The 18,257-nt window shown below is 39.6% G+C and carries 14 protein-coding genes; 3 read left to right on the plus strand and 11 right to left on the minus strand.

Features of this window, described 5'->3' with window-relative positions:
- Positions 1-199: 199 nt before the first annotated feature.
- From pqqE to moaC, 8 genes are all read right to left on the minus strand, one after another.
- A complete protein-coding gene (gene pqqE, locus ACYQ28_RS11865) occupies positions 200-1,390 on the minus strand; it encodes a pyrroloquinoline quinone biosynthesis protein PqqE (RefSeq protein WP_460052693.1) in 1,191 nt (396 codons plus the stop codon).
- Positions 1,387-1,659, minus strand: coding sequence for a pyrroloquinoline quinone biosynthesis peptide chaperone PqqD (pqqD, locus tag ACYQ28_RS11870; protein WP_460052696.1), 273 nt, complete (start codon positions 1,657-1,659; stop codon positions 1,387-1,389). The genes pqqE and pqqD overlap by 4 nt, the downstream gene beginning before the upstream one ends.
- Positions 1,656-2,417 (minus strand): pyrroloquinoline-quinone synthase PqqC, encoded by a 762-nt coding sequence (gene pqqC, locus ACYQ28_RS11875; RefSeq protein WP_460052699.1) that lies wholly within the window; start codon positions 2,415-2,417, stop codon positions 1,656-1,658. Before pqqC ends, pqqD begins: the two co-directional genes overlap by 4 nt.
- Before the next feature lie 53 nt (positions 2,418-2,470).
- Positions 2,471-3,391: a pyrroloquinoline quinone biosynthesis protein PqqB gene (pqqB, locus tag ACYQ28_RS11880; RefSeq protein WP_460052701.1), complete on the minus strand. Its 921-nt coding sequence runs from the start codon at positions 3,389-3,391 to the stop codon at positions 2,471-2,473.
- A 334-nt stretch (positions 3,392-3,725) separates the two neighbouring features.
- Entirely contained in the window at positions 3,726-3,797 is a 72-nt protein-coding gene (gene pqqA, locus ACYQ28_RS11885; protein WP_460052724.1) for a pyrroloquinoline quinone precursor peptide PqqA, read from the minus strand.
- Between the two features lie 1,383 nt (positions 3,798-5,180).
- Positions 5,181-5,633 carry a molybdenum cofactor biosynthesis protein MoaE gene (locus ACYQ28_RS11890; protein WP_460052704.1) on the minus strand — a complete coding sequence of 151 codons (453 nt, stop codon included), beginning with the start codon at positions 5,631-5,633 and terminating at the stop codon, positions 5,181-5,183.
- Positions 5,634-5,720: 87 nt separating this feature from the next.
- Positions 5,721-5,984: a molybdopterin converting factor subunit 1 gene (gene moaD / locus ACYQ28_RS11895; RefSeq protein WP_460052706.1), complete on the minus strand. Its 264-nt coding sequence runs from the start codon at positions 5,982-5,984 to the stop codon at positions 5,721-5,723.
- 11 nt (positions 5,985-5,995) lie between these two features.
- Positions 5,996-6,475 carry a cyclic pyranopterin monophosphate synthase MoaC gene (moaC, locus tag ACYQ28_RS11900; RefSeq protein ID WP_460052709.1) on the minus strand — a complete coding sequence of 160 codons (480 nt, stop codon included), beginning with the start codon at positions 6,473-6,475 and terminating at the stop codon, positions 5,996-5,998.
- Positions 6,476-6,962: 487 nt separating this feature from the next.
- Here moaC and ACYQ28_RS11905 point away from each other — a divergent pair, with 487 nt between their 5' ends.
- Positions 6,963-7,358, plus strand: a complete 396-nt coding sequence (locus ACYQ28_RS11905) for a hypothetical protein (protein WP_460052712.1) — start codon at positions 6,963-6,965, stop codon at positions 7,356-7,358.
- 972 nt (positions 7,359-8,330) lie between these two features.
- On the opposite strand, the gene ACYQ28_RS11910 is transcribed toward ACYQ28_RS11905, so the two are convergent.
- Both ACYQ28_RS11910 and ACYQ28_RS11915 read right to left on the minus strand, forming a co-directional pair.
- Positions 8,331-9,719 carry a leucyl aminopeptidase family protein gene (locus ACYQ28_RS11910; RefSeq protein ID WP_460052714.1) on the minus strand — a complete coding sequence of 463 codons (1,389 nt, stop codon included), beginning with the start codon at positions 9,717-9,719 and terminating at the stop codon, positions 8,331-8,333.
- 1,490 nt (positions 9,720-11,209) lie between these two features.
- On the minus strand, positions 11,210-12,028 hold the full coding sequence (locus ACYQ28_RS11915) for a pyruvate, water dikinase regulatory protein (protein ID WP_460052717.1): 819 nt from the start codon (positions 12,026-12,028) through the stop codon (positions 11,210-11,212).
- A gap of 94 nt (positions 12,029-12,122) precedes the next feature.
- On the opposite strand from ACYQ28_RS11915, the gene ppsA reads away from it, so the two are divergent.
- Both ppsA and ACYQ28_RS11925 read left to right on the plus strand, forming a co-directional pair.
- On the plus strand, positions 12,123-14,492 hold the full coding sequence (gene ppsA, locus ACYQ28_RS11920; RefSeq protein WP_460052719.1) for a phosphoenolpyruvate synthase: 2,370 nt from the start codon (positions 12,123-12,125) through the stop codon (positions 14,490-14,492).
- Between the two features lie 136 nt (positions 14,493-14,628).
- Positions 14,629-15,291 (plus strand): alpha/beta fold hydrolase, encoded by a 663-nt coding sequence (locus tag ACYQ28_RS11925; protein WP_460052722.1) that lies wholly within the window; start codon positions 14,629-14,631, stop codon positions 15,289-15,291.
- A gap of 370 nt (positions 15,292-15,661) precedes the next feature.
- On the opposite strand, the gene ACYQ28_RS11930 is transcribed toward ACYQ28_RS11925, so the two are convergent.
- Positions 15,662-17,869 carry a methyl-accepting chemotaxis protein gene (locus tag ACYQ28_RS11930; protein ID WP_460050499.1) on the minus strand — a complete coding sequence of 736 codons (2,208 nt, stop codon included), beginning with the start codon at positions 17,867-17,869 and terminating at the stop codon, positions 15,662-15,664.
- Positions 17,870-18,257 lie beyond the last annotated feature (388 nt).

Consider the following 18,257-nt stretch of genomic DNA (forward strand, 5'->3'; position numbering starts at 1 on the left):
TCAATTTTTGTCCTACGACTAAATCATGGAAGAGTTAATCAGAGGTTCCTAAACAGTATTTTTGAAGAGTCAATATCGCCGTGTATGTGATCTTGAAGAGTTAGAAGAATGAAGGGAATTGAAAGAATAAAAAGAATAAAGCGGAAAGCGGTGAGTTAAAAGTCTGTCGATCAGAATCAACAGACTTTTAACTTGATAATTACTCATCCAATGATGAGTCGGTAGCGATCAGAAGATTATTTTCAGTCACGTAGTCTTTCGAGTTTCTCTCGTTACGATAAATAAACTTGTTTTGTACCGGTAATTCTGCCTCGTTACGCGCGGCAATAATTTGTTTGTGTTCTGGTGATTTTGCGCAAACAGGGTCCGTATTCTCTGCTTCTCCTGTCAACATATACGCTTGGCAACGACAGCCACCAAAGTCTTTTTCTTTTTCGTCGCAAGACGCACAAGGCTCTTTCATCCAAGAATAGCCGCGGAACTTGTTAAAGCCCGGTGATTCGTTCCAGATGTATTCAAGGGAATGATCTAAAACGTTTGGATATTCAATGGGTAGCATTCTCGCGCTGTGGCAAGGTAATGCTTGGCCGTCGGGTGCAACCGTTAAAAATATTTGTCCCCAACCATTCATACACGCTTTGGGCCGCTCTTCGTAATAATCTGGAGTCACGAAAATAAGCTTCATTGGATTTTTTTCTTGAATAAGCTTTTCGCGGTATTGATTGGTAATGGCTTCAGCACGTTCTAATTGCGCTTTGGTTGGCATTAAGCTTTGGCGGTTTTCAAAGGCCCATCCATAATATTGGCAGGTCGCCAATTCTACGTAATCGGCTTGCAGCTCAATACACAGCTCGATAATTCGATCAATTTTGTCGATATTGTGGCGGTGGGTGACAAAATTTAAAACCATGGGATAGCCATTGGCTTTCACTTCTTTTGCCATGGCGAGCTTTTGTTGGAAGGCTTTGTGCGAGCCTGCCAGCATGTTGTTAACGCTTTCGTCGCTGGCCTGAAAACTTACTTGAATATGATCTAATCCAGCTTTTTTAAACGATTCTATTTTGGTTTCGTTTAAACCCACGCCCGAGGTAATTAGGTTTGTGTAATAACCCATGCCTCGTGCGGCGGAGATTAATTCGCTTAAGTCTTGGCGTACCAAAGGCTCGCCACCTGAAAAGCCCAATTGTACCGCCCCAAGCTTTCGCGCTTGCTCAAACACGGAAATCCATTGATCGGTGGTTAGCTCGCGGTTGGTGTAACCGGCAAAGTCTTTGGGGTTAGAGCAATAAGGGCACTGAAGTGGGCAGCGATAGGTTAGTTCCGCCAGCAGCCAGAAGGGCGCCCCATGGGTTTGGGGCGGTGTTGGTTTGGTGGTGCAAGAGCCGCTCATGACTCAATCCACCGAATCCAGTGTTGGCTCTGTGCTTCTTTGATGAACTCCATAACGTCGTTATCGACGCCTCCTGCATCAGGATATTTTTCGTTCAATAAATGGATGATTTCTTGGGTGGTTCGCTGGCCGTCAACCATCGATAAAACCTCACCGGCGGGGCCGTTGAGCTTTACCATGCCTTCTGGGTAAAGCAGAACGTAAGCCTGCTGAGCTTCTTCCCACTGAAAACGAAAAAGCGTTTCAAGCGCTGGAATTTGATCAATCATTGTCCTAAACCTTTGTGATAAACACGCTCGGATGTCACCGTGTGATAGGGCGGACGATTGTATTCATAGGCCATGGTCATGGCGTCGAGCATGGTCCACAAAACATCTAACTTAAACTGCAAAATTTCAAGAATACGTTCTTGCTGCTCACGAGTCTTAAAATAATCTAGGGTAATACGTAAACCGTGTTCCACATCGCGGCGAGCTTCGCTTAAGCGCTGGCGAAAGTATTGATAACCTTCTGCTTTAATCCAAGGATAGTGCTTAGGCCAGGTATCTAAACGATTTTGGTGAATGGTTGGGGCGAACAATTCGGTAAGCGATGACGCAGCCGCTTCTTGCCAGCAGGCGCGACGTGCGAAATTCACATAGGCATCTACCGCAAAACGAACGCCGGGTAATACATGCTCGTGAGAGAGAATTTCCTCTCGCTTTAAGCCGACCGCTTCACCTAAACGCAGCCAAGCTTCAATACCGCCGATGGCGCCACCGTGGCCGTCGTGGTCGAGAATGCGTTGAATCCACTCTCTTCGGGTATCACGATCATTACAGTTGGCAAGAATTGCCGCGTCTTTTACCGGAATTCGTACTTGGTAATAAAATCGGTTTGCTACCCAACCACGAATTTGTTCGGGCGTACAACTGCCGTCGTACATGGCGATATGGTAAGGGTGTTGAGTATGATAGAAGGCACCTTTCGCTTTTAGCGCTTGCTCAAATTCTTCTGTGCTCATGGGCGCTGGGCTTTGATCAGTCATATTAGCCTCTTTTTATCTCTAAATAAGTTGGATTCTAATAGCTAAGAGCAAACTTAAAGTTCAAACTCTAAGCCGTCAAAAGCGACTTCAACATTATGTTCTTTTAAAATTTGTCGCTGGTGCGAATCTTCATCGAGAATTGGGTTGGTGTTGTTTATATGGATCAAAATTTTACGAGGCTTATTTAAAGTATCTAAATAATTAAGCATGCCATTTTCACCGAATTGCGGTAAATGACCCATGGTAACGCCGAGCTTATCGCCAACACCTGCAACAATCATTTCGTCTTCTTGCCAGAGTGTTCCATCCACTAATAAACAATCAGCGTTTTCCATGATTGGCTTTAAATGATCTTCAATTTTGCCAAGACCCGGTGCGTAGAAAAGCGTTTTATTGTTACGCAGATTTTCAACCAAAATACCAATGTTATCACCCGGATGTGGATTGCCACGATGCGGTGAATAGGGCGGCGCGCTGCTTAGCAGTGGAATTGCCGTCATGCGTACATTAGGTACTTTAGACACTTCAAAACTGTTTTTGCCGTCTTCAATATTGATGGTGTGTCTGTTTAAACCACCGTTCCAGTGTTTAAGCATATTGAAAACAGGGAATCCTGTGGTTAGGTCTTGATAGACCATGTCGGTACACCACAACTCATGTGGGCAACCTTCTCGCAACATTAATAGGCCAGTGGTATGGTCTATTTGACTGTCCATTAACACAATTCCCGCAATACCCGTATCGCGAATCGCGCGAGCAGGTTGCATGGCTTTAAAATTTGCAAGTTGAGTAAGAATGTCTGGGGAGGTATTAAATAGAATCCAGTCGATACCGTCGTCACTGATGGCAATGGAAGACTGAGTTCGTGCTTTCGCATTCAAAGTACCGTCGCGATAGCCTTTACAGTTCGCGCAATTGCAATTCCATTGAGGGAAGCCTCCGCCGGCTGCGGACCCAAGAACATGAATTTTCATAAATACAGACCAAACATTTGTACGTTAATTTCGGTTTTCTTATTCATAGAAGTAACAGAGAATATAGAGATTCTAAGCGCAAGAAAATTGGGAAATCTGATTTGAAATAGCTCAATGTTAATTATTGTAGTTTTTATAGAAGAGCTCATCGGTAGAGTTGTTATTTATTCTCAGTCATCGTGAAATAAAATGCTGAGTTAAGTAACCGTGTATCGTTAAACATCTGTGTTTTAAAGATACCGAATTGACGAGACTGATAGGGCAGTATTTTTTGAAAAGGATCAGTGGTGGTATTACTGCTCAAAACACCACCACCTAAACCAAGTTCGGTTTATTAACGGTTTGCGAAGTACATAGTAACTTCGAAGCCGATGCGCATATCTTGGAAAGCTGGTTTAGTCCACATGATAATTACCTCGTTTTTTGTTATATAAATGAAGTCCGAAGACATCACAATAATAGGAAAGTGAATTCACTAAAAACATGGTACTTTAGGATGAAAAATCAGTGTCTGTTAACCCGAATTAGGACTAAAACAGACAAAGATAATTAACCTCAACCAGAACCATGGCCTGAGAGCTATAATAGCCCACAAATTTTGACTTTGCAGTTAATAAAAAGTTCTTTTCAACAAAGTCTGTGTTTTCATGAAAATTATCCCTAATTAGTCATTATAAATAAGCGCGTTAGAGGCTCTCTATCACAGTATTTTCTAGAGCATTTTCGACTACACTGAACGATAAAAGGTTATATTGTCCTTATTCTTAAGTTGCCTATTCTTGGATCACTTCATCATAAAACTGACGATAATGTTTCTCATTTTATCGAAGCAAACGGTAATCTTCATAGGCTGTAATCGCTAAGATAGTCATTATTTGCTTCGAGTATTTGGCAACTGAGGAAAAAGTTATCAATGTTGGTGACTATCAGGGAATGAGGTTTTCAAGAAACCGATGACTTCTTTGTTCACTTTCATTTTCTGATTAAATGAAAGATAAGTGAATCGACGATGATACAAGACTTATTAATCTTAAAATAATTATAAAACAAGTTTTTTAAGAAATTTACTGAATGACAATATCTGATGCATTTGCAAGAGTTGGTGTCTGAAAACCTAATGTCTAAAAGCTTTATGTCTGTTTTTATGTGAACTGCTGGTGGTTCTACAGAAGTCATTGTTTGTGAATGATTTAAACATTTGGATACGTTTTTTTTATTTTTGTAAATTATTTTCAGCTGGTCATCAACTTATAAGAAGCAGTGTTTTATATCTAATTAATTGAAAAGTGCGTTAATAAAAAAATACCTGACTGATAATCGACTTTTATTAGATGCTTAATTATTAAGTTTATATCGAGGGTGAGATGGCCTGACCCTGGTTGTGTTATTAAAGTAATGGGATGTATTTTAGGTAAAGGACTAGGTTTTTCTACAGAGTAGAATTTTCTAAGCTAATACTTTTGTTTTTTAAAGCTGCTAAAGCGTAGTGTCTAGACATCTTATTTTTCTGGATCTTATCTTTCTGGTTTGTACTAACAGCTGATACCATTAACTTGTTTCATGAGAAGTTGGTTTTTTATTAAAAATAAAAGAGCGTAGCATAAGAGTTTTTTGCCTAGCTTTTTGTTAATTATTTTATGTTGCTGTTTTTACACTTTTATTTTATGTGCTACTATTTTGCACTACTAAAGCATTAGTAAATAATTTATTAAGAGTTTTAAATGTCTCAGGGTTTGACTTGTTGTAGTTTGATTTGTTGGAGTTAGATTGTTCGAAATTCGTTGTAAATTTAACGCCATTTATCCAACGCTTCACTGTCACTCTTTTTATTTTCTACCCAAAGTTCGTGGGTTGGCGTAATTTCTTTTTTCCAGAAGGGGGCGTCGTTTTTCAGGTAGTCCATGATGTACTCGCAGGCTTGGAATGCTTCTTTGCGATGTAAACTTGCAACACCCACAAATACAATTTGCTCTCTGGCGGTAATTTTCCCGACTCTGTGTACAATAACGATATTTTCTAATTGCCAACGTTCTTGAGCGGTCACGGCAATTTTGTGCAGTGTCTTCTCAGTCATTGCTGGGTAATGTTCAAGATAAATAGCCTGAACATCGCCATGGCTAGAAAAATCTCTAACTAAACCCGTGAAGGTGACTACAGCTCCTGGCGGCGTGTTTGCTGATCGTAAACCGTTATATAATTCGGAGTGATCAAAGTCAGCTTCTTGAATGTGTATATTAATCATGTCAATTTAGTGGTAGTTGGGTAAGTTAGAGAGTTTATCTCAGTAGAATGTCAAAACATTATATTTTTTAAAGTAGCTTTTGATATTTTACCCGCCGGTTACCGGTGGGAAAAAAGCAACTTCATCACCATCTTTTATTGTTGTTTCGCGTCCAACAATTTCTTGATTGACAGCTATAAACACCTGTTGGTGTTCAAAAGTTGATTGCCAAGACGGATTTTTATTGAATAAATAGTCCAGTAGCTTGCGGATGGTTATAGAACTTTGATTATCAAGATCGTTTATTTCTAAGTTGAGTCCTGAGCAATTTAATTGGTCTTTAAGCCGAGCGAAGAATAAAATTTTAATCATCAAAGAAATTCTCAGTTAGCAGCATTCCAGCTTCCAGATTTACCGCCGTGTTTTTCAAGTAATTTGGTATCGCTAATGGTCATAGATTTATCAACAGCTTTGCACATATCGTAAACGGTAAGCGCGGCAATGCTGGCAGCGGTCAATGCTTCCATTTCTACGCCAGTTTGTCCGTTTATTTTACACGTGGCAGTGATCTTTATTTGGTATGTTTCTCGTAAAATTTCTGTGTGAATTTCGGTGGAGGAAATCATAAGAGGGTGGCATAACGGAATAAGCTCGGATGTCTTTTTTGCCGCTTGAATACCGGCAATTCTTGCAACGGCTAATACATCCCCTTTTTTTAAACTGTTAGTTTCGATGAGGTTTATAACCTCTTCAGTTGTATTCACGATGCTTTGTGCAATTGCAGTGCGTTTTGAATTTTGTTTTTCACTCACATCAACCATGTGAGCTTCGCCTTGATTATTTAAATGCGTCAATTTGGACATAAGTGTTATCAAACTGTTTACTATATTTATCTTGTGAATCGAAATTTACGTTTGTCTGCTGGCAATTTGACCGTTTGCAGATATATTTTCTTATATAAACGAAAAATTTATCAAGTTAGGGCCATTTAATTGAGATTAAACTCTTCCTTCTTGATGTTATTTGGTTATAATAAAGCAAGTATGCGCTTGAATACTACTCTGCCTTCATCTTTTGTCATCAATCTTTTGGCTATGAATTCAATAATTGCGTATATTTCTCGTTTACGAGTTCTACAGTTTCGGTCTTTCTAGATCAAGCGGTTGGTTTTTCAGGCGATTCTACGCTTTAACCTTTCATTGGTTACCAATCGACGATTATTTTTCCTTGTTGCGTGTTTTATTTAAATGCAATTTAAGTGAATGTATTTTCACGAATTATCAATTCGAATGGGTGGGAATATTCCCGCTAAATAAAATAAATTGATTAAAAATAGTGTAAGAGAAATCAATGCTAAAACATATTGCTGTACGTTTGCGTAAGTTTCATCACGGTCAGTTGGCTTTTGATTTAAATAATTCTACTGTCATCAATGCGGCAATTGAAAAACGTGATCCAGCTTTAAAAAACTTGGTTGAAGGATTAATCAATCGCGGTCTAGAATACACAGTTGATGGCTGCGATTTGTATTGGTTTCAAATCGACGATGATCATCCAATTAGCCACTACGCACCACTTAACGAAGTTGAAGTAGTGTTTGAAAGTGACTGGTTTGAGCAAAAGAAAGAAAGCTTTCGCCATATGAGTGGTCTGCGTTATTTTGACGCGAGTGCAGGCTTGGCTGAAGAGTTTAAAATTAAAGATCAGTCTCGAAAAATTGGCTACCAGCTAGATTCTGCCGCTTAATATCTTTTAAAAACTAACTCAAAATACACGGCGCTTATTTTAATCCCTGGAGTTAAATCATAACTCTGGGGATTTCTGCTATTGACTTAATTTTTTAAGTTATGTAGCAATAATTGTAATTTGGCTTGCTGATATTCTTTGTTTCAGTTGCATTACTAAAAATTTACACGCTTTTACATCACTTTTTGTAATCTTCCATTCAATCTTTGGCTCTACTTTTTTTGTTGATAGTTATCATATTTGATAATTTATTTTTCTTTTTTGCAAAATTCTATTTATCGTCTGTATTTTATTAAAAGTTCAATAAAAACATAGGGTTGCATGTATTTTGAGGTGTGAATTTTTAGTAACACTAACGATTTTGATTGAACAACCTCTAAAATAAAAACACTATTTTTATTACGTTTAAATAATTCTGCTTGGATAAATACATGAACTTAAGAAGTTTTGGTTAAATAGTTTTTAGCGAATTTTAATTTTGAAGGTTTATCTACAGTTAATAAATAAGATGAACTAGATGAATAAATGATGAATAAATAGTGTCCTACATTTGTGATTATCAATTTAACTTATTGAAATATAAGAACAAATTTATAGGAAACTCTGATTAACCTAGAGTTTCTCGCGACACAAGGATGTGTCGCCAATTTCAAGAGCGGTAAGTGATTGAAATTGTGAAGAAATTGGAAATCGCATTTTCAATTTCTGTCCTCTGATTAAATCATGGATGAGTTAATCAGAGGTTCCTATAGTTTTGTTGAGAGTAATTCAGCGAGTTTATAGTAGTTGGGTTGTTAACTGTTAAGTAATCTTATAAAGAGTAGTGTTTAAAATCCGACAGTGATTTTAAAATTGTGTTTTAGACACGTCTAGAAACGAACATTTTTTTATTGATACGTTAAAAACTATCAACACTAGAAAGGAGCCTTGTATCGACTCCTTTTGGTATTGAATACTTTCTTAACCGCTACATTATGGTTGAAAACGAGCTTTGAGGTATTCGAAAACTGCTCTTATACCCATTGCTTCGCCGCCGGTGGGTCTTCCCGGTAATTTGCGGTTGTTCCACGCCATTACATCAAAGTGAACCCAGTCTATATTCTCGTCAACAAACTCTTGAAGGAATAGCGCCGCCGTAATTGCGCCGCCAAACGGCGAGGTTGCGCAATTAGTAATATCTGCCACTTCACTGTTGAGTAATGCCTTGTAGGGTTTGTGCAGTGGCAATTCCCAAACTGGGTCGCCACAGTTTTCACCGGCTTCTTTTATGCCATTAGCAACATTGCTGGAAGTTGAAAACATGCCGGGCAGTTCTGTCCCCAATGCTACACGACAGGCACCTGTTAAAGTTGCAAAATCAATAATGAGCTCGGGTTGATCGTTATTAGCTTCTGCGAGTGCGTCACACAGGACCAGTCTGCCTTCGGCGTCGGTATTATCGATTTCTACGGTAATGCCTTTGCGCGTGGTAATTACATCGCCCGGTCGAAATGCGTTACCGGAAACCGCATTTTCGACCGCAGGTACCATAACTCGCAGGTGAATCGGTAATTTCGCCGCCATGATAAGATTGGCTAATCCTAAAACGTGAGCGGCACCACCCATGTCTTTTTTCATAAAACGCATGGCTGATGACGGTTTAATATCCAAACCGCCACTGTCGAAACACACACCTTTACCAATCAAGGTAACCTTAGGATTGTTAACACTGCCCCAGTGTAAATCAATTAGCTGAGATGGGTGGGAGCTGGCTCTGCCAACGGTATAAATGGTTGGGTAGTTTTCATCCAGAAGATCTTCCCCAACAATTTGTCGGCAGGCGCCGCCGTATTCGGTGGCCAACGCATTTGAGGTTGCCGCTAAGTGCTCGGGCATCATGCTATCGGCTGGCGTATTAATCAGATCTCGGGTGATAAATACCGATTGCGCATAAGTTTTCGCTACAGATACGACATCGGCGTCATCGATATTTAAGGTAACAGCCTTACTGGTTTTATCTTTGGATTTGAATTTTGAAAACTGGTAACCACCCAGTAAAAAACCAAAGGCGACTTTTTCAAGTACCGATTTCGAGTCGCTAAGCGCGTTAAACTCGCCCTCAGGCAGAAGATTATACAACTCCCCGGCGCAGAATTGATCATCGGTATCGGTGCTGAGTAAGGCTTTATCTAACTCACCATTGGCGTTAGGAATTACTACTAAGCCGTCGCCTTTATAACCCGTCGATTTTATCCAATTCTTTGTGAAGCTTTTTTGTTCTTCGAGCCACGATGGATAGTTCTTTTTATGGACGACGAAAAGCGGTGTTCCGTTTGCTGAGGCGTTTAATACAGGCAGTTTTGTTGGGTGCAGATTTGTCATGCTTGAGTGCCACTTGAGAATTGATTTCAATAAATTAAGCGAATTTACTAAGCATTGGGGTAATGCGATTAGAAATCAACCTCTATTTTGTATCACAATCCCTGTTTTACTACCTGGCAGCAGTAATTAGTGACCAGCAATAGTTGTTGATAACAACAGTCGTTGATAACAACAGTCGTTAATAAAACAATAGTAGTTAATAAGTAGTCGCTCTAATCATATTGGTCTTACGTTATATGATTAGTGGCTTCGAGCATTGTTCTGTTAACCTGATGGGAAAACCCGTTGGGAACGAGCAACACAATCTCAACCCTAATCCCAATCCTTTCAATGATCTGTTTGCAAATATCACATCAACTCAACGTCAACTGTTTAAAAAATTTCCCAAAATTAGAATTGTTAAAAGTTGGTAAACATTTTGAATATTAAAGCTTCAGTCGCAAAAATTAGCTTGGGCAGTGTTTGAAATATAATCAAAGGAATGCGGTGTTACACCTTAAAACGGGCGCATTTTACGTATATAAAGTCAGATAATCTTCCGCTGTACTAAGTGATTTTGGGTTATGCGTATTGGTAACAATAAATATTTATGATGGTTATTTATTTAAAATAAAATTGTAAAAAAATAAATGATTGTGTGTTTTTTACAAAATTTTATAAATCTACGCATACATAAAACAAGGCGCCGTTTTGCGACAGCAAACTGGTTGTTGCTAGCTACGCTAAATACAAACTATGGTGGTTACGAACTTGGCAACAGAAAAACAAAAATTTGTAACAAAAAATTGAGACCTGTTAAATTTTTGTGCTTATCAACGTTGTAATGGTGATTTTAACGATTCAGGTTTTTCGTATGTTAGGCGGGTTTTTCGTATGTTAGTAAGTTTAACGCTAAAATCTTTGAATAATTCATTCTTGGAAAGTTGATGTTAATTTGCGATAAATTTATTGGTGAAATTTCATCGTTTATGTTGATGTTTTAATAATTTTTATTGCTGAGATTGTTTTATTTTGTGCTCAAAATAGAGAGATAACAGGGTTTGACTACTAGGTTTATAAACAGAAAAACGGTAATGTAAATACAGTCAAATTAAACCTATAGGAACTTCTCATTAACTCTTTTGTGATTGAAGCTAGGGCAGAAATTGAAAATACGATTTCCAATTTTTATACAATTTCAAGCACTGGTTGTGATTGAAATTGATGGTGAACCATTGGTGTCGTTGAAAACTCCGTGTTAATCAGAGTTTTCTATTGAGAGTTTTCTATTGAGAGTTTTCTATTGTCAGCTTGTAAGTTGATTTACGTTAAGCAAACGGTTATTCCAAAATTAAGAATATCAGCAACTAGTTTTTATGTTTAAGACTGCTGACATTAAATTTAAGTGAGCAAGTCAGATTTATCGATCAAAAAACCGCTTTAATCGAGCCAGTAGCTAAGCGCAAGCGGTTCTTTCAATATAAGTAAACGCAAGTTATAAAAACATATTGTTAAACGCGACGTTGTAGATTTTTTTCCATAATTATTCGGGTGGCGATTTCTTCAACCGAAATTGCAGTTGTGTCAATCCATGGAATACCAAGAGCGCGATACATGTATAACGCTTCTTTGACTTCCCATTCACACTGTTTTATGGACGAATAACGAGAATCAGCACGGCGCTGATGGCGAATGTTTGATAAGCGTTCGGGATCGATACTTAAGCCAAATAATTTATTTTTATGCTCACGCAGTATTTTTGGAAGTTCGTTTTTCCGTAAATCCTCTTCCGTAATAGGGTAGTTTGCTGCGAAAATGCCGTGCTGCATGGCTATATATAAACAAGTTGGTGTTTTAGCACTGCGCGAGACACCGATCAAAATAACATCGGCGGACGGGTAATATTTTGTTTTGGCGCCATCGTCATTATCTAAGGCGAAATTAACAGCGTCCATCCGAATCAAGCCTCGTTCGCCATAGGGGCTTTCATGACTTTGGCCGGCTTGATAGGACGAAACTGCTCCTAGTTCCTTTTCTAATGAAGGTAAAAAGGTGCCAATAATGTCCATTAAAAAGCCTTCGGACCCTGCAATTCGATCACGAATTTCTGGGTTCATGATAGTATCGAAGATCAACGGTTTTTCGCCAGATTTGGCTGCGGCTTCGTTGATTTGTTGCACTGCTTGATCAGCTTTTTCTAAGCTATCGGTATAGGGCAGGTGCACTTTGTGAAATTTTGTTTCTTGAAACAACGGTAACAAGGCGTTGCCAAGAGTTTGAGAGGTGATTCCGGTGCTGTCTGAAATAAAGAAGGCGTATCGGGTACTCATGAGTAAATCTCTTGGTGAAGTCTGAAAAAGTTCGTTAATAGTAATTAAGTTGTTATTATTGCGCCTATTGGCAATATATACACGAGGAGATAACGTGATCGATCAGATAATTCCCTTCGAAAAGTTGGGTATGAACGACGTTGAAAAAGTCGGCGGTAAAAATGCTTCACTCGGTGAAATGATCAGTAACCTAACCGATTTGGGCGTTTCAGTACCAACCGGCTTTGCGACCACTGCGGAGGCTTTCCGAACATTTTTAAGCCAAAGCGGTATCGACGATCGCATTCACAAAGTTCTGGATGAACTCGATATTGAAGATGTTAACGCCTTAGCCGCAGCTGGCAAGCAAATCCGTCAATGGGTCGTTGAAACGCCGTTAACACCTGAGCTTGAACAAGCAATTCGTGCCGCCTACACCGAAATGTGTGGCGACATTGGTGACGTTGCTGTTGCCGTCCGATCTTCAGCAACCGCAGAAGATTTACCAGATGCCTCATTCGCAGGTCAGCAAGAAACCTTCTTGAACATCAGAGGTATTGAAAACGTACTTCACTCCGTAAAAGAAGTATTTGCGTCGTTGTTTAACGACCGTGCGATTTCTTATCGAGTACACCAAGGTTTCGATCACAAAGAAGTGGCGCTATCGGCGGGTATTCAGCGCATGTGTCGCAGTGAGACCGGCGCCTCGGGTGTTATGTTCACTATTGATACCGAATCTGGCCACCGTGATATGGTGTTCATTACCTCTTCTTATGGTTTGGGTGAAATGGTTGTTCAGGGTGCGGTTAACCCAGACGAATTTTACGTACACAAACCAACGTTAGAGAAAGGCTTTAAAAGCGTTATTCGCCGTACTCTAGGTTCTAAAAAAGCGAAAATGGTTTATGGCGCCAAAGCGGAAGCAGGTAAGTCTGTTGAAGTTGTACCGGTACCAGAAGATCTACGCACTCAGTTTTCCATCTCTGATGAAGACATACTAGAGCTTGCCAAGCAAGCGATGATCATCGAAAAACACTACGGTCGTCCGATGGATATCGAGTGGGGTAAAGATGGCGATGATCAGAAAATCTACATCCTTCAAGCGCGTCCAGAAACTGTTCGCAGCCAAATGAGCACCCAAAAAATGGAGCGCTACCGCATTAAAGAAACCAGCGAACTGTTGGCTTCTGGTCGTGCAATTGGCGACAAAATTGGTGCTGGTAAAGTACGCGTTGTATCTGGCCTTGAAGAAATGGATCAGGTTCAAGAAGGCGACGTATTGGTTACCGATATGACCGATCCGGATTGGGAACCGGTAATGAAGCGTTGTGCGGCTATCGTAACCAATCGTGGTGGCCGTACTTGTCACGCAGCAATTATTGCGCGTGAATTAGGTATTCCTGCCGTTGTTGGTTGTGAAGACGCAACCAGCAGCTTAACCAGCGGCACCGAAGTAACCGTTAGCTGTGCTGAGGGTGACACCGGTAATATCTGGGCAGGTTTATTAGAATTCGAAGTGATTTCTACCGATACCACCGACATGCCAGAGCTTGAAATGGATGTCATGATGAACGTTGCTAACCCAGATCGCGCCATGAGCTTTGCGATGTTGCCAAACAAAGGTGTTGGCTTGGCGCGTTTAGAGTTCATCATTAACCGTCAAATCGGCATTCACCCTAAAGCGTTATTAAATTACGATGCTCAAACCGATGAATTGAAGAAAACCATCGATGCAATGACCTCTGGTTATCCATCGCCGGTTGATTTCTACATCGAGAAAATCGTCGAAGGCGTTGCAACTATTGCCGCGTCTTTCTACCCCAACAAAGTTATCGTTCGTATGTCTGACTTTAAATCGAACGAATACGCAAACCTTGTTGGTGGTCGTCAGTACGAGCCAGAAGAAGAAAACCCAATGATCGGTTTCCGTGGTGCTTCACGCTACGTTGCAGAAAGCTTCCGCGATTGTTTCGAGCTTGAATGCAAAGCCATGAAAAAAGTTCGTAACGAACTCGGTCTTGAAAACGTATGGTTGATGATTCCATTCGTACGTACCTTGAGCGAAGCCCAAGCCGTTGAGCAAATTCTTGCTGATAACGGTTTGAAGCGCGGTGAAGATGGCTTAAAACTCATCATGATGTGTGAATTGCCTTCTAACGCCTTGTTAGCCGATCAATTCCTTGAGTACTTCGATGGTTTCTCAATCGGTTCAAACGACATGACTCAGCTAACCCTTGGTCTTGATCGTGATTCTGGCTTGATTGCACACTTGTTCGATGAACGTAACGAAGCCGTTAAGAAAATGCTTAAAATGGCTATTGATGCGTGTCGTGCACAGGGCAAATACGTAGGTATTTGTGGTCAAGGCCCATCAGACCATCCAGATCTTGCCAAATGGTTAATGGAACAAAAAATTACTTCTGTTTCTTTAACACCAGATACCGTTCAAGAAACTTGGATGTTCCTAGCCGAAAACAGCAAGTAATTGTTGTTTAATAAGCTTAAAAAAACCCGCCTTGTGCGGGTTTTTTAGTTTTTGGCGAGTCATTTAATAATTGAAGAACACTAATTCTAAGTGGTATGTTCATAATTATCAGTTAATCGATTAAAAACACAAACTTATGGAAAACTTAGAGTTACAGCGCGTTGTTATTTTATTGCATGGCTTAGGGCGAACCGCGCGTTGTTTTAAATTATTAGAAAAACATCTTAAGCAAGAAGGATATCGGGTTATTAATCAGAGTTATCCTTCTCGTCATTATAAAATTGAAGATTTAGCAGAAATCGCAATTCCTAACGCGTTAAAAGAATGCCCAAAAGACGCACCAATCAGTTTTGTAACCCATTCATTGGGCGGTATTTTAGTCAGAGAATATTTGCGCAAACACACCATCGAGAATCTTGATAGGGTAGTGATGCTTGGCCCGCCAAATCATGGCAGCGAAATAGTCGATAAACTCGGTTGGTTACCCGCTTTTACCTTTATAAATGGGCCTGCTGGTTTACAGCTAGAAACTAAGCCTGATGGATACTTAGCGCAACTTGGCCCGGTAAATTTTAAACTGGGTATTGTTGCCGGAACTCTTAATAAAGGTTGGTATCTAGAAAAATTTTTGCCAGAACCTAACGACGGTAAAGTAACGGTTGCAAGCACACGAATTACAGGTGAAGCGGATCATATTTGTTTACCCGTAAGTCACGGTTTTATGATGAACAAACCTATGGTTATTGAGCAGGTTCTAGCTTTTTTAAAAACCGGAAGTTTTAAGCACCAGAAAAGCTAAAGGAAACTCTGATTAACCTAGAGTTTCTCGCGACACAAGGATGTGTCGCCAATTTCAAGAACGGTAAGTGATTGAAATTGTGAAGAAATTGGAAATCGCATTTTCAATTTCTGTCCTCTGATTAAATCATGGATGAGTTAATCAGAGGTTCCTAAAGTAGTATTTTAGATTTTATGTGCAGTTTACTCGGTTGAAAAATCATTACTATTAAAAAGTTAACTGCGATTTAAATGGTTTTTACGACATAAGACATAAAAACAAAAATATGTTGCTAATTCCAATCTTAATAAATAAAAGCACGTATAAACATTAAGTTGCTTTACCGATGTAGACTCATTAATTAAATTAAGAATGACTTACTCAGAGATTCCTACAGCTTAAAACGTTTGGTTAATTCCTGAAGTAAATTAGCTCTTTCGGCTAATTCTTCCGTTGCCGAAGAAATTTCATCAATTGCTTGGCTTGCTTCGGCGGATTTACTATGCACGGTATTTACACTTTGGCTGATATTTTCAGATACTGTAGATTGTTGTTCAGTTGCTGTGGCAATTTGCGAAATCATCGAATTTATGTGTTCAACCGATGAAACTACTTTGCGTAAACTTTCTACCGTATGCTGTGCTCGTTCCGATACTGCATTTGCTTGTGTCACACTACTAGATACCACTTGCCCGGTTTGAGACGAGACTTTTTGTAACGCCTCCACAATACTGGCAATGGTTTCTGTTTCTTCGCGAGTGTTTTTGGCAAGGCTTCGAACTTCATCGGCAACCACCGCAAATCCTCGGCCTTGTTCACCGGCTCGGGCTGCTTCTATGGCCGCATTTAACGCCAATAAATTGGTTTGTTCGGCAATGCCTCTAATGGTATTCACAACCACAGTAATATTGTTGACGCGTTCTGTGAGCTGGCTTGAAGTCGCTTGTGTTTGATTTAAAAAATTAGCCACTTCGCGCATATCGCGCGTGGTTTGAAAAACTTCATCAACACTGTGTTCTAATTCTTGTTTTGCATCACGAACAATAGTAACCGCTTTTTGTGTATTGTCCGAAACTTCAACCACAGTTTCATTCATTTTTCCAATAGCATCTGCTATTTGCGCGGTACCTTTATTTTGGGCATGAAAATTAGATGTTGTTGATACCGTAATTTGCGCGAGTTGATCGGATGCGGCTGCTTGCCCGGTTGCGGAATCTAATATTTTGCCCACTAACTCTCTTAAATGGTTACTCATGGTTGCCATAGAGCTGTATATACTGTTGGGTGCAGCATTTTTATCAAAGGCATAGGCTAAGTTACCTCGTGCAACCAAGTCTGCGATTTTTACCAATTCTTCGGGTTCGCCTCCCAAGGGTTTGGTAATTGATTTTGCTAAAAAATTAGAAGCAATAATAATTACCACAAGTGCTATTGCTAAAATAGCCACAGAAATGTTAGTCAGTAAATAGCTATGAGCAAAAGCTTCGGATTTATCTATTTCCGATAAAATAACCCAATTTAAGCCTGCAACGTTTAAAGGCGAGTAGGCCGATAATACCAGGTTACCGTTGTAGTCAATGATGATATCCAATCCGGTTTCGCCGTTGATTGCTCGCGTAACCGCATCGGTATTTACAGAGCCTAATGTTGGATTCGCGAACGACGCAATAACCGAATGGCTTTTAGGATCAAAATAAGAATCCGAACGCATGAGTCTGTCAGAACCCACCAGATAGCTTTCACCCGTCTCTCCCATACCTGGCCGTTCTTGCATAATGGCATTAAGTCTACTGAGCGGAAATTGAACAATTAATACTGCAACCATTTCGGATTGATTAAATATTGGTTGCGCAACAAATCCAGTCGGTGCGTTATAAGATGGTAAATAATGAGAAAAGTCTTGAATTACAGGATTTTGATCGCGTTTATTGTTCATTGCTAGACGAAAAGCGTCTCCAAGACCACTTTGCGCATAGGGACCTGATTTTAGCGAAGTTGCAAAGTCAATTTCTTTAAAGACCGTATAAACAATGTCGCCAGATTTTGGATGAACGATAAAAATATCGTAGTACTCCAATTCCGCACGTACTTCACTCAAACTAGGATGAAGGCGAGCATGAACCTGATCGTACACAGGATAAAGAGCACTTTTAGCTAAAAGATCTTTATGACCGAGTGGATTTGAATTTTGCGCTATATAAGCGTCTTGGAGCAGAATGCCTTTATCGTCAAGTTTACCAAGTAAATCGCTGACTTTTGGCAATATTTCTGAAGGGTTTTGACGTTTAAATTCTGGCAAAAAATTATCTTGATAGTTTTTTTCGAGACGTCGCCGAGCTTCGTCAATACTCCCGGCCTTGTTATCTAAATCGTTAATGAAACGATTGTAGGCCTCAATAATATGAGCCGATTCTTCTATAATAAATGGGTCTTTGGTCATTAAAGAAACTTGAGAAAATATCGAGTTTAAATATCGATTTACTGAAGATTTTTTCTCTTCACGCACAGCTTCTAAGTGTGCGAACGACGTTTCTTCAAGAGCTTGGCTACTTATCCATAAAGCAGTAAAGCCAATAACAAAACAGGGCACTATGCCCATTAAACAACTCCACAACATCAATCGTTTTTTAAGAATCATTATTTTACTCGTAATAAAACCAATCTATGTGCCGCTTTATAGGCGAATATTTATTATTAATTTTTTATTAGATTTCTATAGTCCATGCTGTCTATAGCCATTCAATTAAGTGTAGATTGATTATTTATATTCGTATTGGTTGCCATAAAGAAATCATGGCATATTCCATTACTGTATTTCTGGTTTGGTCGGCGGGCAAAAACGGATATTACCATTTTCGAGGTATTACATTTTTAATTTCTAACCGTTATTTAATTCTTTAACTCTGCCATTCGAGTTGTTGATGGCTTCAAATTAATAAGCCCTTCTAAGAGAGAAACATCGATCATTTGAATGGCCCAAATTGTGC

The organism is Sessilibacter sp. MAH1, from assembly GCF_054658315.1.

Bases quoted from the DNA above. Each gene is read 5' to 3' on its own strand.
- pqqE (WP_460052693.1), bottom strand. From the start codon at position 1,390: ATGAGCGGCTCTTGCACCACCAAACCAACACCGCCCCAAACCCATGGG.
- pqqD (WP_460052696.1), bottom strand. From the start codon at position 1,659: ATGATTGATCAAATTCCAGCGCTTGAAACGCTTTTTCGTTTTCAGTGG.
- pqqC (WP_460052699.1), bottom strand. From the start codon at position 2,417: ATGACTGATCAAAGCCCAGCGCCCATGAGCACAGAAGAATTTGAGCAA.
- pqqB (WP_460052701.1), bottom strand. From the start codon at position 3,391: ATGAAAATTCATGTTCTTGGGTCCGCAGCCGGCGGAGGCTTCCCTCAA.
- ACYQ28_RS11890 (WP_460052704.1), bottom strand. From the start codon at position 5,633: ATGATTAATATACACATTCAAGAAGCTGACTTTGATCACTCCGAATTA.
- moaD (WP_460052706.1), bottom strand. From the start codon at position 5,984: ATGATTAAAATTTTATTCTTCGCTCGGCTTAAAGACCAATTAAATTGC.
- moaC (WP_460052709.1), bottom strand. From the start codon at position 6,475: ATGTCCAAATTGACGCATTTAAATAATCAAGGCGAAGCTCACATGGTT.
- ACYQ28_RS11905 (WP_460052712.1), top strand. From the start codon at position 6,963: ATGCTAAAACATATTGCTGTACGTTTGCGTAAGTTTCATCACGGTCAG.
- ACYQ28_RS11910 (WP_460052714.1), bottom strand. From the start codon at position 9,719: ATGACAAATCTGCACCCAACAAAACTGCCTGTATTAAACGCCTCAGCA.
- ACYQ28_RS11915 (WP_460052717.1), bottom strand. From the start codon at position 12,028: ATGAGTACCCGATACGCCTTCTTTATTTCAGACAGCACCGGAATCACC.
- ACYQ28_RS11925 (WP_460052722.1), top strand. From the start codon at position 14,629: ATGGAAAACTTAGAGTTACAGCGCGTTGTTATTTTATTGCATGGCTTA.
- ACYQ28_RS11930 (WP_460050499.1), bottom strand. From the start codon at position 17,869: ATGGGCATAGTGCCCTGTTTTGTTATTGGCTTTACTGCTTTATGGATA.